The 15,228-nt window shown below is 49.7% G+C and carries 12 protein-coding genes; 1 reads left to right on the top strand and 11 read right to left on the bottom strand.

Translation table 11 applies throughout. The annotated features are described in order from the left end of the window. Positions 1–47: 47 nt before the first annotated feature. Genes NST99_RS08950 through NST99_RS08940 form a run of 3 tightly spaced genes read right to left on the bottom strand, consistent with a single transcriptional unit; the run spans position 48 to position 2,369 of the window. Positions 48–785 carry an NAD-dependent protein deacylase gene (locus NST99_RS08950; RefSeq protein ID WP_341091156.1) on the bottom strand — a complete coding sequence of 246 codons (738 nt, stop codon included), beginning with the start codon at positions 783–785 and terminating at the stop codon, positions 48–50. Between the two features lie 34 nt (positions 786–819). Continuing rightward, positions 820–1,584 carry an HAD family hydrolase gene (locus NST99_RS08945; RefSeq protein WP_341091155.1) on the bottom strand — a complete coding sequence of 255 codons (765 nt, stop codon included), beginning with the start codon at positions 1,582–1,584 and terminating at the stop codon, positions 820–822. A 44-nt stretch (positions 1,585–1,628) separates the two neighbouring features. Beyond that, the gene (locus NST99_RS08940; protein ID WP_341091154.1) at positions 1,629–2,369 is read right to left on the bottom strand and encodes an alpha/beta fold hydrolase; all 741 of its coding nucleotides are present in this window, start codon (positions 2,367–2,369) and stop codon (positions 1,629–1,631) included. 193 nt (positions 2,370–2,562) lie between these two features. Here NST99_RS08940 and NST99_RS08935 point away from each other — a divergent pair, with 193 nt between their 5' ends. Continuing rightward, entirely contained in the window at positions 2,563–3,603 is a 1,041-nt protein-coding gene (locus NST99_RS08935; protein WP_341091153.1) for an acyltransferase family protein, read from the top strand. 200 nt (positions 3,604–3,803) lie between these two features. Here the strand turns inward: NST99_RS08935 and NST99_RS08930 are convergent, their stop codons facing one another. The 8 genes from NST99_RS08930 to NST99_RS08895 all read right to left on the bottom strand — a co-directional run bounded on the left by NST99_RS08930 (position 3,804) and on the right by NST99_RS08895 (position 14,888). Beyond that, entirely contained in the window at positions 3,804–4,751 is a 948-nt protein-coding gene (locus tag NST99_RS08930; RefSeq protein ID WP_341091152.1) for an ArsR/SmtB family transcription factor, read from the bottom strand. A gap of 81 nt (positions 4,752–4,832) precedes the next feature. Then, positions 4,833–6,230 (bottom strand): family 43 glycosylhydrolase, encoded by a 1,398-nt coding sequence (locus tag NST99_RS08925; protein WP_341091151.1) that lies wholly within the window; start codon positions 6,228–6,230, stop codon positions 4,833–4,835. A gap of 37 nt (positions 6,231–6,267) precedes the next feature. Beyond that, entirely contained in the window at positions 6,268–8,016 is a 1,749-nt protein-coding gene (locus NST99_RS08920) for a glycoside hydrolase family 2 protein (protein WP_341091150.1), read from the bottom strand. Positions 8,017–8,039: 23 nt separating this feature from the next. After that, a complete protein-coding gene (locus tag NST99_RS08915; protein ID WP_341091149.1) occupies positions 8,040–9,827 on the bottom strand; it encodes a glycoside hydrolase family 2 protein in 1,788 nt (595 codons plus the stop codon). Positions 9,828–9,882: 55 nt separating this feature from the next. Then, a complete protein-coding gene (locus NST99_RS08910) occupies positions 9,883–10,818 on the bottom strand; it encodes a carbohydrate ABC transporter permease (RefSeq protein ID WP_341091148.1) in 936 nt (311 codons plus the stop codon). A 15-nt stretch (positions 10,819–10,833) separates the two neighbouring features. Continuing rightward, positions 10,834–11,733, bottom strand: a complete 900-nt coding sequence (locus NST99_RS08905; RefSeq protein WP_038588178.1) for an ABC transporter permease — start codon at positions 11,731–11,733, stop codon at positions 10,834–10,836. An 11-nt stretch (positions 11,734–11,744) separates the two neighbouring features. Then, on the bottom strand, positions 11,745–13,490 hold the full coding sequence (locus NST99_RS08900) for an extracellular solute-binding protein (RefSeq protein WP_341091147.1): 1,746 nt from the start codon (positions 13,488–13,490) through the stop codon (positions 11,745–11,747). 444 nt (positions 13,491–13,934) lie between these two features. Continuing rightward, positions 13,935–14,888 (bottom strand): glycoside hydrolase family 43 protein, encoded by a 954-nt coding sequence (locus NST99_RS08895; protein WP_341091146.1) that lies wholly within the window; start codon positions 14,886–14,888, stop codon positions 13,935–13,937. Positions 14,889–15,228: the final 340 nt, after the last annotated feature.

The raw sequence follows: 15,228 nt of genomic DNA, 5'->3' as shown, positions 1-15,228 counted from the left end.
TGAAATCACCCGCAGTGATACACACAGGATGTGAGATCTATAAGTTCTCAGAGCTGTTCCTGAACGGCTCCCATCACTTTCCCGATCCGGTCGGTAATAATCAGATCCGCCCTATGGTCATACGGTGTCGGGTCACGGTTCAGCAGCACAGTATGCCGCCCCCGGAAGTAGGTGACGAGGCTGGCTGCAGGCTGAACGGTCAGCGAAGTGCCGCCGATAATAAGCAAATCCGCAGCCGCAATTGCTGCGACCGCCCCAACCAGCACATCATGATCCAGCTGTTCCTCATAGAGCACAACATCCGGCTTGATGATGCCGCCGCATTCCGGGCAGAGGGGCGCCCGTTCAACAGACTGAATCACCTGCTCCAGACCGTAATAACGGTTGCAGCCCATGCAATGATTGCGGTGGATAGAGCCATGCAGCTCCAGCACTACACGGCTGCCGGCCAGCTGGTGCAGCCCGTCAATATTTTGCGTAATGACTGCTTTCAGTTTGCCTTGCCGCTCCAGCTCTGCCAGCAATAAATGGGCACCGTTTGGCTCTGCCTCCGGGTGAATCATTTTGCTGCGGTAGAAATCAAAAAAAATGTCCGGCGAGGACATAAAAAAACTGCGGCTCAGCATCACCTCGGGCGGATAAGGCGAGTTATGCTCAGTCTGGTATAAACCCGCCGCTGAGCGGAAGTCCGGAATACCGCTCTCCGTGGATGTTCCGGCTCCTCCGAAAAAAACGATGTTTCCGCTGTCCTTGATCCAGGAAGCCAAAGTTTGCAATGGATCCATAGTCTGCACACGCACCCTTTCTACGAGTTATTTGTTAACAGGTAATGCGGAGCTCATGAAAGCCGGAAACGACGATGTCGGCATCCTGCAGATGTCCAGCCGCTCCGGCAGGAGAGATGCCGACCGATAGACGCAAGCCGGCACCTTTTCCGAGCTGCATATCCGCATTGCTGTCACCGATAATTACAGTCTGCTCCGGCAGCAAGCCTAGTTCCCGGCAAGCGGTTTCGGCCATCTCTGGATCCGGCTTGCCATTCGAAACCCGGTCCCTCGTGACAATAGTATGGAAGTAACCGGTTATTCCAAGTAAGTCCAGCTGCTCACCTATGGTCTTGTCACCATCAGATGTAACCACACCCAGCTGTAAGGAAGCATCGGCACATTGCTGCAAGAACGGCAGCAGGTCCGGCAATGGCTCGATTGTGCGGCGTCTGCGTATTCCATTCATCGCATCCTTGGCAATGGCCTTCACACGGACCAGCGCCTCATTCCAGGGAACTCCGGCAGTGTACAGCTGCCACGCGAGAATGCCATAACTCTCTTCCGTAGTTGCCATAGAGAGAGGTCCGGAAGGATCATAGCCTATTACCTTCCCTTCAGCATTATGAGTTGTGCCAAGCACCTTGGACAGATCAACATGCGATCCGGTACCGGTAAGGGCAAGCTCATTGCCGAGACCTAGCAGCACCTCCTCCGCCCAGCTACCCCAAGTGGCGAGCAGGTCAAGCAGTGTTCCATCCTTATCAAACAATATGCCTTGGCAAGGCACAGAGAGATCCTTTACATGCAACAGTGGCATCATACGTCTCCTCTCATCTATCTATAGCCATGATGACTAGCCCGCTACCGCAAATTTCCCATCCAGTCCAGCATCGTTCGTGCTGTGCGGGCCTGCTGATCATCCTCGGTAATCGTTGCTGTACCGTCACCTTTTTGCGGCCCATAACTTCCAAACTGGGCATGATTTCCGCCCAGAATTGAGAAATATACCGTATTGCCCGGCAGATAGGAACGTCCCTCGTTGTATTTGTCCCTGTCAACAACCTCATCCTCCGTACCGAGCAGGGATAACACGGACAAGGTAGTGTCCTTCAGACTGCCTTTCTCATCTGGATAGGAGGCGAGAAAAAAAACACCCTTCAGCTGATCCGGATGCTCTGACGCATAACGGGACGCCATCACACCGCCCAGTGAATGACCGCCGAGCACAAAAGACTGCTTGGGATGCACGCGGATGATTTCATCTGCAGCATCGCCCTTGATGACCGCGAGATTCAGCGGCATCCGGGCTATATAGAATGGATGCCCGGCAGCGGCAATCCGTTTGGCCAGCGGGGCATAAGCCTCCGCTTCCACCAAGGCACCGGGGTAAAAAATCACTGCCGTCCCCAGAATGACCGCGGGCTCGAAAGAGATCCAGTTGTCGTTCTGCTCAACAGACACACCTCCGGCGGACACTAGCGCAGACTCGGCCTTCTCTGCCGGAGTATAAGGGGTTAAGTATTTCCACAAGAGAAACCCCGCCACAATTAAAAACAAAAGCAGTGCTATGAGGATGCTGCGTCTGGTGATTCTTTTTTTCAATAGTGTTCACTCCCGGGTACTGCATACAAAAATTATAGAGGAATCAAGTAAATCAAACAACCTTCAACACATCGCCACAATTGAGTCTTATGATAGCGCTTACCATTGTGATGTATTTCACAATTTATTCTTCGAAAATCTTGTATTTTAAAATTAAAGTAATTTCCACAGTGCATAATTTGGAGGTTAGGTCATGACCAGGGAAAACACGCTGGAAACGCGCGGAGAAACTTTTTTCCTTAACCTGCGTTTCATGCTTATTGTTACCGTATTTGTAGGCAACGCCATTGAACCTTTGATTAGCCGCATGGATGGAATGCACAGTCTTTATATGTGGATCTTCAGCTTTCATATGCCGCTCTTCGTGCTGGTAACCGGCTATTTCGCCAGAAAGAGCCTCACCGGGTCCGCAGGCCGCAAGGTGCTGCTGCAGATCGCAATGCAATATCTTATTTTTCAAAGCCTATACTCAGCACTGGACGTTTCCCTCTTCCATGTATCCAATATCCATCACTCCTTCTTCGCCCCTTATCTGCTCCTATGGTTCCTGGCCAGTCACGCCTGCTGGCGTCTCCTGATGCTGGGGATGGGTAAATGGTCCCGGGCGGCACAAATCGCCTTCGCCGTAGCGGCGGGAGTGGCCGTAGGATATTTGCAGCTTGACGGGGTCTGGTTCAGCATCAGCCGCACCTTCGTATATTTACCCTTCTTCGTAATCGGCTATCATTTTTCATTCAGTACCTTTGCCAAATGGGTTCAGAAGTATGTCAAAATTGCCGCAGCCGCATTCTCTGTCCTGATTTTCGCCCTCCTGGGAGTACTGGGCTCCGGGTTTCCAATGGGCTGGCTGTACGGAAGCATGACTTATATGCAGCTTGGGGCAGGCGAATGGTATGCGGGTCTATACCGGCTGGCAGTCTACGCTCTGCAATTCACCGCTTCCCTGGCTTTTCTGGGCTGGGTGCCTTACCAGGTTAGCCGCATGACTGACTGGGGCCGCCGCACACTCTATGTCTTTCTGCTGCATGGCTTTATCGTGCGTTTGGCCGCCATTTCCGGAGTGTATGCCTATATCGGCAATGCCGCCGGGACAGCTCTTCTGTTACTCTGCGCAATCCTCTTTACGGTGCTGCTGGCCCAGCCGGGGGTAAAACGTCTGCTCCACCCGATTGTCGAGCCTTCTGTCGACTGGATGATCACCCTGCAGCGGACCGCCCTGCGCCGCACACCCTGACTCTAGCGCGCTATAGAGGCAGCAAGCTCCGTCTTCTAACGATGCGCACAGCTGTTATTTTCCTTATTGAATAGTGAACATTCGCGGAACGTCCACTCAAGCTCTTACCTATGATCTTTCGCAGCAATAAAAGGGGGGTGTCTTAAAAGCCAGTTCATTCGGCTTTTGAGACACCCCCTTAATGGTGGAGAGTAGTTAGGCTACAGGTTTGCTACATCCTGCTCCATTGTATATTTCACCCGCATTATAATATGCTGCTCGTAATCTCCGAATTGACGGCCAAACAGGTTCAGCCCGCCCTGATGAACAGCATCGGGGTTGATTCCAATACGCAGCCGCAATTTGGGACTCCGGTGAATCAGAAGATCATTTAAGGTAACACCTGACACCTTCTCCATATCGAGCGTCGTCTTGTCATGATCAACACGCCAGGTCTTGAGAAACCCGTATTGTGTGGATCCATCCCACCACCAATTCGGATTCAGTTTGCCCCGCCGGTCACCGAAATCACCGGGACTGGTCCACATGCCGATCTCCGAACCATTCACCCATACGGATATGTTTGAAGGCCAGTTCTGATCATAATTTGGAGCTTCGGAACACATCTCCATAGACAGCTCAAGCGATTCAATCCGCGCTCCAGAGGGGATATCCATAGGCAGCAAATATTCCAGGAATCCTTTGCGGAGCCAGATCAGCTGTGCGTTGACATGTTTGGGGTGATAAAAGCTCGACGGTTCATCATCCTTAATAATAAGGCCCTCACTATTAGCCATCCCGCATGTAGGAGAAACCTCACAATCGCTGTAATGGCCGATCGGCATCTCTACTTCATAAACATGGGTTACTCCCGTGGACATCGGCTCTTTCAGATTTAAGGCAATGTGGAGATCATCGTAATTCCTGCTGCAGACTTTCATCGCCCCGCGGGAGGCGGGAACTAGTTCGGTATGAATTAGCTCTGCCGCTTCCAATACTTTGATATTGCTCGCTACCGTCGAAACCGGAAGCTTCAGCTTCTCGGCTATTTCGATAATATTTAAGTTTTTAGAGTTTAAGAGCCGAAGTATATCAACCCTCGAACGGGTTGATAAGGCATGGGTCACCGTGACCAGTTTGTCCGGGTCGTTTAAGCTAAGTTCCAGCACAATTCAGCTCTCCTTATTTCCTAATCATTATATTTATCTTACTTCTTAATGAACTGAAAAACAATTGAAATGACCTATCCCCTAATTCACAGGTTTGATATCAATGAAATCAATCTCTCCGTATCCTTCGCCTTTCGCAAACCGGATCTTGTTCTGTCCTGCCTTCAGTTGTACCCGGGCTGTGGACAGCCCCCAGTTCTCCCAGCCTTTATTGGTGATGTAAAACGGGCTGAAAGGTCCTGAATTGACACTAAGCTGAAGATTGGACCAATTCCCGCCAGCCGTTCCGTTCGCCGTCCGGGCCAAAAGAATATATTCGCCTGCAGATGCCGCCTGAACTGAAAATTCCACGTAGCTCGCCGCTGTATCCAGATGACCCGCTTTAAGACCTCCCGAGCCCTTGGGGCTGGCTGAGGCATAAGCCTCTCCACCAAATATCCCCTCTTCCCCTTCATAACGGAAATGAGGGGCTTCGCCGGACGGCAAAGCAATCGGGCGGTCAGGATCTGCGGGAGCACCGAGATTAGGCGTCTGGTCGGCATTCCAGCTGAAGGGCTGCGTGCGAACCTCGCGGTTCCATCCGGCTCCCCTGTATTTGGCGGCATGGTAGACGATCCAGTCCTCCGTGCCGTCTACAGATGTAGTAAACGAATGATGCCCCGGCCCGTAAAGTCCGTTTGCTGAACTGAATATAGGCTGGCTGCGTTTAACCCATGATGCGGGATTCATCAGATCACCGGATGTGTCTGCTGTGATCAGTCCCAGACAGTAGTCATCGGTCCAGCTTCCGCTTGCCGAATAGACCAGACTGATGACACCCCCGCGCACTATCACCTGCGGCCCTTCATTTACATGCGGGGAATGGTTGGTTTCCCAGCTATAGGTGGGTCTTGAAATCTCTACGCGCCCGGAATCAATCGTCCATGGATTGCTCATATGGGCAATGTAGAGATTTTGCCGCACATTGACATCGCCCTCCCAGCCCGACCAGATAAAATACAGCCCGCCATTCACTTGCAGCACAGTGCCGTCTATAGCCCATTTGTCGGCCGCATCTGTGATCTGGCCCTTAAACTGCCAGGTTCCCGTTGTCGGATCGGCGGAGGTATTCTCCATGACATACATCCGGTGGTTCACATTGTCTCCGTCATCCATCGCGTAGTAGATGTACCAAGCCCCGTTAATATAATGCAGCTCAGGTGCCCATATGCCGCTGCCGCCTGTATTCACAACCTTAGTGGGAGCAGCATCTATCGTAGTCAGCTGGGCGGACTTCCAGAGGGTAACATTGCCGCCGGTGGTTTTGGTGAAATAGTAGAACCCGTCTGTATGCTTATAAACCCACGGGTCCGCTCCATCCTGCATGACTACGTTGTAGAAGTTGTTATGGCCGGGGACGGCGTATGTCTCCTGACCCATTGGAAGAATAAGGAGTACGCCTATAGCCAGCAGCCACTTATTGCGGACATTTCCCTTCATAACCCTTCACGTTCCTTTCGGATGATGTTAGAAGGCTCTACTCTTCGATGGCTGCCTTGCGCGAATTGATGCGGCGAATCACTTCGGGATCAAATTTCGGCTGCCGGTCATAGGTATACAGGCCATTCACTTCCTGCTCCACGTCATACAGCTGGGTATAGCAGAAGCCGAACATCATCGGATGATCCAGCAGAACCTGGGTCAGTCCCTCGTAGCGTTCAATAAACGCTTCTTCAGTTACCGGCCGGTCCCCATAACCCCAGGACTTCTCGTCTTTCTGCTGCGGATTCCACCAAATTCCGCCGTACTCGCTGATGAAATAAGGCTGGCCTTCATACGTTTGCCGGTCCGGGAAGGTATTGAACACTTCTCCGCCATCCTTCATCGGTTCATATCTTTCCCGGAAGGTCTGCGGGTTCTGATCATAATCATGCAGATCAAAAATATCGGTCACCACATGGAAATTGCCGCTTGTATCAATTACAGGGCGCGTCGGGTCCATTCGTTTCGTAACCTCGTATACAATCCGCAGCACATCGTTATTTTGCTTGGTGCCGTCTCTGTCCCAGGTCTCGTTAAAAGGACACCAGCCGATCAGCGCAGGATGATTGTAATCCCGCTGCATGCCCTCAAGCCATTCCGGAAGAAATTGGGCCAAGCTCTCCGCTCCAGTGATATTCAGCCCCCAATTCGCATGCTCTCCCCATACCAGATACCCTAATTGGTCAGCCCAATACAGAAAACGCGGCTCGAAAATCTTCTCATGAAGTCTCGCACCATTGAAACCCAGTCCCATGGAGATTTCGATGTCTTTGCGCAGAGCCTCATCGCTTGGAGCGGTATAGATCCCCTCCGGATAAAACCCCTGATCCAGCACAAGACGCTGAAACACCGATTTTCCGTTGATCAGGAATTTCATTCCATCCAGCAATACGGTTCTGAGGCCAAAATAAGAATCGACCGTATCACTTTCCCGGCCCTGTGTATGCAGAGACAGCTTCAAGTCATACAGTCTGGCATTGCCAACCTCCCACAAGTGAACCTCCGAGAGCGGAAGGGTGAGTTTTACGGAGTGTCCGGAGACAAGGACAATGGTCTCCCCGACGGATCTGCCGTCATACAGAGCAGAAGCGGTAAGTGTGCCTCCCGATACATCTCCGTGCACCTTGACTTCGAGATGCACGCTAGCATTATCGGGATCGGGGACAACCTTCATGTCCGACAAATAAGCGTCGGGAACCTGCTCAAGCCAAACTGTCTGCCAGATCCCCGTGGTACGTGTGTAGTCGCAGCCATGCGAGTGGAACCTTTCACTCTGTTTGCCCCGCGGCTGGTGCCCGGAACGGACATCGTCTTCAGCATAGACGGAAATGACATTTCCGCCTGGCAACAGATTGGAGGTAATATCAAAGCTGAACGGAGTGTACCCGCCGCGGTGCGTGCCTACGGAGACTCCGTTAACCCATACCTCCGCCATGTAATCAACTGCACCAAAATGCAGCAGTGTTCTGCCATTGGTCCAGTTCACCGGCAAGGCAAACTCCCGTTTATACCATACGGCTGCCATAAAATCTGTATATTCTACGCCGGACAGCTTGCTTTCCGGACAGAAGGGAACCGTTATCATTCCCGAGAGATCATGTTCTTTGTCATGGTAACCGCGTTCTTTTCCGCTTTTGCCATGATCAATTTCAAATTGCCATTGACCGTTGAGATTGATCCACTCGGGCCGGACAAAGCCGGGACGGGGATATTCAGGACGAGGAATCGTTGGTAGATGTGCCATTGTGTAGCTCCTTTTGTGAAATATTATTTATTATGGATAAACATCATAATATTGCGAATGGCTTCAAGCGGCGCTTTGGGTGTTCTGTCATAAGTGAGCAACCCATTGATTTCCTGTTCGACATCTGTCAGCTGGGTATAGCAGTAGCCTTGAATCACCGGTGAAGTGAACATCGGGTCCAGCACTGCCTTAAGCTTAATCAGGAAGTCCTCCTCATTCTCTGCTCCCGAATAACCCCAGCCCTCCCAGTCGCTTTTCTTGAAGGCAATCCCGCCAAACTCCGATACAAGAATCGGCTGGCCTTGATAGGAAGCTCCGCCGACAAATATCTTGCGGTTCGCCGGCATCGCATTCACGGCGGATTCTGCCGTGGCATATCTTTCTTCCAGCACTTCCTGGCGACTCTCATAGTCGTGAATGGTTACCAGATCCGTAGTCATATGCTCCCAGCCATCGTTATAGATAACGGGTCTCATCTCATCCAAAGATTTTGTTAAATGATACATTGCCAGTCCATGCTGCTGCTGGCGTGTATCAATCTGGACATTGGGAACTCCCCAGCTCTCATTCAGCGGAACCCAGGCCACGATGCTTGGATGATTATAGTCCCGCTCAATGATCTCCTGCCATTCGCTGGTGTACCGCCGGACATACTCTTCAGAATATTCATAGGCATTGGCTGCTTCACTCCAGACGAGCAGGCCAAGCTTGTCGCACCAGTACAGGAAACGGGGATCTTCTGTCTTCTGGTGTTTTCTTACTCCGTTAAATCCCATTTCCTTCGCCAGTTCTACATCACGCTTCAAGGCTTCGTCCGTAGGCGCGGTTAGAATTCCCTCCGGGAAGTATCCCTGGTCCAGCACCAGTCTCTGGAAATACGGGCGGTTATTCAGGCACAGCCTGCCGTCCTCAATAGATACCTTGCGCATGCCGAAATAACTCACAGCCTCATCGACTACCTCGCCATTCCGAAGCAGCTCGAATTGAATGTCATACAAATTCGGATGCTCGGGGCTCCATAGGCGTCCAAGACCATGATCCGTAAAATCACCCAGTCCGAGGGTCCGTTGCTGCTCGGCATTCCTGATCGCGTATTGATCTTCCGCAACCACTTCACCGCTATACGATACCGTTATGCGAAGTTTAAGCTCATCTGCAGCCTTAAACCCCTGGAGGAACGTCCGGATGCGGATTTCATTGCGGTCAATGTCAGGCGTCAGCCTAGTTTTGCTCAGATGTACCGCTGCCAACGGCTCGATCCAGACACTCTGCCAGATTCCGGTCGTGCGGGTATAGAAGATGGCAGCGGACTGTTCCAGCCAGTATTGCTTGCCCCGCGGCAAGGTTACATCCCGGCTGAAGTCTTCCGCCCGCAGCACAATGGTGTTGCTTCCTTTAATCAGCGACGGTGTGATATCTGCCTGAAACGGCGTATGACCGCCTGCATGTGACGCCACCAGTTGCCCGTTTACCCAGACCTTTGCCAAATAATCCACTGCACCGAAATGAAGGACAAGCCGCTTGCCTTCCCAAGCCTCCGGGACCTCAAAGCTTCTTCTATACCACACCACATCATGAAAAGAGGGATCTTCAATGCCGCTCAGCTTGCTCTGAAACGCAAAGGGCACTTGGATGGTTTCTGTAAATAAAGCGGGAGCATCGGCCAGGTACCATCGTTCATCCTCACCAACCCGTTCATCATCAAAACCAAAATCCCATTCTCCGTTCAAGCTCAGCCACTCTTTGCGGAGAAACTCGGGCCTTGGATACTCCGGACGCGGAACTTGTGTATTGCTTGCCTCTGTCAACATGGTGTACTTCACTCCTGTTTATTAATTTCCATTTCATTTTATATAGTCTATTGCCTCATCCTTTGATCGAACCTACGTAAACCCCTTTAACAAAGTATTTTTGCAGGAAAGGATATACCATTAATATAGGAAGCGTAGAAACGACAATCGCACAATATTTAACGAGTTCGCGGAAAGCCGTTTGGCTCTGCGCACTGTCGATGACTACTCCACCTGCGCTGCCGATCGAGGTTGCGGTTGCGTCATTGGCTACTAATATTTCCTTCATTAATAACTGCAGCGGGAACAGCTCTCTGTCTTTCAGCAGCACCATCGCATTAAACCAGGAGTTCCAATTCCCGACAAGGTAGTATAAAAAGATTACGGCCAGCGTGGCTTTGGACAAGGGCAGAATGACTTTCGTTAGAATATGGGCCTGGCTTGCCCCGTCAATCGTAGCCGCTTCTTCCAATTCCTGCGGAATGGCCTGAAAGCTGGTCCGTAAGATAATGATGTTCCATGTGCTTAAAGCGCTTGGCAAAATCATGGCCCACAAATTATTGTATAAGCCGATATCCTTCATTAATAAGAACCAGGGAATCAGCCCTCCGCCAAAAAACATGGTGATCGTAATCAGGATCATGATAAAGTTTTTGAAGTATAAATCTCTCCTGGATAACACATAGGCACCCAGTATGGTCATGATCATATTGACTAACGTGCCTAACCCTACATAGATAATCGTGTTTTTGTACCCGTTGATCAGACTGTTGTCTTTAAACGCCAGCTTATAGCCGTCCAAAGTGAATCCCAGCGGTCTCAGCAAAATTCCTTTATGAGCCACTAAGGAGCCCGGGTCGCTGACGGAAGCAAACAAGATATGCAGGATAGGATAAAAGCACACCAGCGTTAATGCGGTTAATAAGGCATACAGGACGAAATCGAATATTCTGTCCCCTGTGGATCTATGCTTCCTGATTTTTTTCTTTTTAGGCTGCAGGTTATCTTTCATGGCTGTCCCTCTTTCTTACCATAAGCTGACCTCGGATCTGCGTTTGGCTATTCTATTGGTCATCCACAGCAGCCCGAAGTTAACGATCGAACTGATTAATCCCACGGCCGTAGAATAACTGAGACTGGCTTCTCTTAAGCCGCGGCGGTAAACATAGGATGCAATGACATCAGCAGTATCGTAGATCAGAGGATTGTACAGCAGGATAATTTTTTCGTAACCGGATGACATTAACCCGCCGATTGCAAAAATAAAAAGAATGATAATGACCGGACTGATCTGAGGCAGCGTAATATGCCACATTTTCTTTATCCGTCCTACGCCATCAATTTCAGCTGCCTCATATAACGAAGTATCAATGGAGCTCATCGCGGCGAGATAAATGATGCTGTCCCAGCCGATGCTCTGCCAAATGCCGGAAAACGTATAAATCGGCCGGAAGAAAGAAGAATAGCCAAGCAGTGAGGAGTACTCTTTTCCTGTTACAAATTGAAGGATTTGTGTAATGATCCCCTCATCTGCGGCAAAAATATGAATGATCCCGCACACAACCACCAGCGAAATAAAGTGAGGCATATAGGTAATGGTTTGAACGGTTTTCTTAAACTTGGCCCCGCGGATTTCATTCAGCATTAAAGCTAGAATAATCGGCGCGGTAAATCCGAATGCGATCCCCCAAACATTCAAAAGCAGGGTATTCTTAACGACTCTCCAAAAATACGGCCCTTGGAAAAAATCAATAAAATGCTTAAACCCTACCCAGTCGCTCTCGCTAAACCCCAGCAAGGGCTTGAAGTCCTTGAAGGCGATCAGAACTCCCCACATGGGCCCGTAGCAGAAGATCAGAAACCACGCAACTACAGGAACAGCCAACAGATAGACAAACCAGTTCTTCTTCAAATCCTTCTGGATCATGAAACAACCACCTATCGTTTGTTATATCGATCCAAGGCTGCCTGATGGATACTTAAAAATTCGTCCAGTCCCATACTCTGAGCTTCCTTCAAAAATTTATCATAGGCATCAACCGGCATTTCACCCATTATGATTTTTGCAAAATACTCTCCACGGAGTGTCGACAGCTGGTTGCCAAGCTCGGCTTCCCGTGAGGCTTCATCTTTGGTAAAGGAAATCGGCGGCATTGCCATGCTGGTATCCATATTTTCAGTCCAGAATTTCCGGATATCGCCGGAGTAGCTTCCTTTGGTGGCGATCAGCGGGTTGGCATGATGCTCATCACGGATATTCGGCCAGCTATGCATGCGGTATTTATATAAAGTAGTCGATACCGGCTGACCTTCAGGGTCCTTAAAGATATAACTGTCCTCGGGATAATAAGGCATTCCCGTCTCATCTATCAGATGTACCTTTCCGTATTCTCCAAAGTTAATCAATTCCCAGCCCTTTTTGCTGTAATTGAAATCGAGCCAGGCCATTGCCGCTTCCACATTCTCGCTTTGGGTAGTGATCGCAGCTTCGGTCCCTGCCCTTTTAAAATTCTTGTATGTGGTGGCGGATTTATCCCCCTTGCTCAGAACCGGATTCAGTGCTCCCACAAAGTCGATATTGCTCTGTTCTTTCCAGTAGCTCCACATGGTATCCGGAGAATCCATCATCACAGCGGTGTCCCCCGAAATAGCGCTTGCCATTCTTTGGTTAAAGTCGGCCGTTGCCCAATCCGGGTTAAGCAGTCCTTCTTTGTTCCATTGCTGCATGGTCGACAGGTATTCTTTGGCTTTCGGCTGTGCCGGTCCCCAGGCCACTTTGCCGTCCTTATCGAGGAAGGTCCAATCCCATACTCCATATGCGCCATTAATGATGCCGGTAAAGATTTGACCGTAAGAGGATCCGTAATTAAGCGGGGCTTTGTATCCGGCTTCCTTTGCTTTGGTCAAAAAGGTATGCCATTCATCAATCGTATTCGGAATTTCAAGCCCTGTTTTGTCCAGCGCCTCCTGCTTAATCAGCGTTCCAAACCAGGTCCATTCGGAATACGGGGCGATCCCGTAAAAGCCCAGCAGCTTGCCGTCGTCAGTGACTGTAGTTTTTCTTCTCGATTCATCGGAATTGCGCCACTTCGTATAGTTTGGTGCATTTTTTTCCATCAGATCTGTCAGATCGATATAAGCGCCATCATTTACACCTGCTTCCAGGCCTCCGGGATAACGTCCCGGCTCAATGATAATGTCTGGAAGATCACCTGAAGAAATCATCAAAGTAAAGGCGTCGGCTTCCTGGCCGATTGGCGGCGTGATGAAATTCACCTTGATTCCTGTTAATTGCTCCACCTGTTTTTGGACCACATGATTGTTCATATCCGGGATATTGGAATTTGCAGGCATCCAGACATCCAGAACAACGTCTCCTTTAACAGGATAAGCTGAATAATCGCTTGGAATCACTTCATCATAAACGTCGCCGAGGTATGTATCATTCAAGGAATGATTCACTTCGTCGGTTTGCTCCTGTGTGGGCGCTTTATTGCCGCGTATGTCTCCGCTGATATCTTTAAAAGCAACCGGGTCTTGTGCATTGGATGTGTTCTCTTTGTTGGAGTTACTGCTACTTCCGGCCCCATCTTCTGCCTTATTGCCACTGCATGCTGTTACAGTCGAAATGATCAGTACTAATACAAATAAAAGACTTAACAGACGCTTTGTATTGTTCTTCATACTTAACCTCCCACTATAAAATAAGTTCCGCAATATCTTAGGCGAACCCAACGTTTGAAACCACGCTCCTTTGCATCATGCCAATTGCCCCTTTACCTGTAAAATGATCAGACATAAAAATCATATGATTGATACAGCTTTTCTGTATCTTAAGTCGAATTATAAGGATGTTAATCTTCTATGTCAACGCTTTCAAACAATATTTTTGTAATATTATAAATCTCAATTAAACAAATAATCAGGCCTACCAGACTGTTATTCAATGAAAAAAGGTTTAAACAGCCTATGGAACACCTGATAAAGCTCGATAAGTGGCTGTTTAGTCGGTTAGTCACAGCAAAATGTTTTCTGCACTTCAATTCGCATGAAAAGGCCATTTGTTACAGTATTTTTGTAACAAATGGCCTTTTCTATCTTGATTTTATATTTGTTTAATCCTAGGCTTTACTCACCCGACGGGACGGTCAAGGCATGAGTATCGCTATAGGGAACCCCGAAATCCGGTGTTCCATCCGGCTTCCACCCGAATTTCTGGATTCGGGTGGCTCGCAAAGATACATCCGCTCCAGCGGCAGGAAGCGCATGATAGACGATCCAATCCTCCCGGCCATCGGGTGATCGGGTAAAGCTGTTATGTCCGGTAGCATAAATCCCGTTCTCCACACTTTTGCAAAATACAGGCAGCATGGATTTCTCCCATGATAGCGGTTCCATAGGATTAGAAGCTTCGCTCATTGTGAGCATACCCAGTGCATAATCCTCAGACCACGTTGTGCTCGCCGAATATACCAGAAAAATGCGGCCGTTGCGCTGCAGGATCACCGGGCCTTCGTTAATGGCCATACCGCCTTGTTTCTCCCAAGACAAGGTTGGAGCGGTGAGCAGACGATGTTCTCCTGCGACCGTCCAGGGATCGCTCATCCGCATAATGTAAACAGCTGATCCGTACTCAGGGAAATGACCATATCCCGCATACAGGAAATACAGCTCATTCCGCAGTCTCATCACCGTACCATCCAAGCCAGGAACAGGTGTCTGCAGCGCGCCTTTCCACACCCACTCCCCTTCCAGCGGATCAGGCTGTTCGTTCTCCAGCACACAGATCCGGCGCGACTCATCGCCTCCGCCGTCATTGGCAGTGTAGTAGATATACCATTTGTTATCCAAGTGATGAATCTCCGGCGCCCACAGGTTGTAGCTGTAGCTGCCTCCCGGTTCGGGAGACCAGATTAATTTCTTACGGCCTTCCGTAAGACCGGTCAAAGTACTGGATTTGGCGAGTTCCAGACCTTTGGAGCGGGTAGACATGAAATAGTAGCAGCCATCGGTATGTTTGAATACCCACGGGTCAGCTGAACTTGCTGCAATCGGATTAAAAAAGGTTGTACGCTGTGACATTTTCTTTCCTCCTCAGTGATATGATGGATAATCCCGGATCTTCCAGCACCTCCCATAAAAAGCTAAGTACCATCTTACTGAGGTCTCCTTAAGTTGTCTAGAGTGGGAGGAAAATACAATCCCGCTTGTCCGTCAGCTTCTTCCGGATTACAATCCCCTCTGGATGCACTTCCAAATAATACCTCCCCCTCCGGGGATAGGCTTTTTCTGCGCCCCCCGGCCCATTGCGTCATCTGACAAACTTCACATTGTCCGGTAGAAAAAAGAGGCCTTTTGTGATAGACTCACTAATAACAATGGCTGGCTGCTATTCATGGCAGCTTACCGTTTAAGCTTAATC

It is taken from the genome of Paenibacillus sp. FSL L8-0470 (assembly GCF_038008625.1).
Lineage (GTDB): Bacteria > Bacillota > Bacilli > Paenibacillales > Paenibacillaceae > Paenibacillus_AQ.
This window is presented reverse-complemented; position numbering and strand designations above follow the sequence as displayed.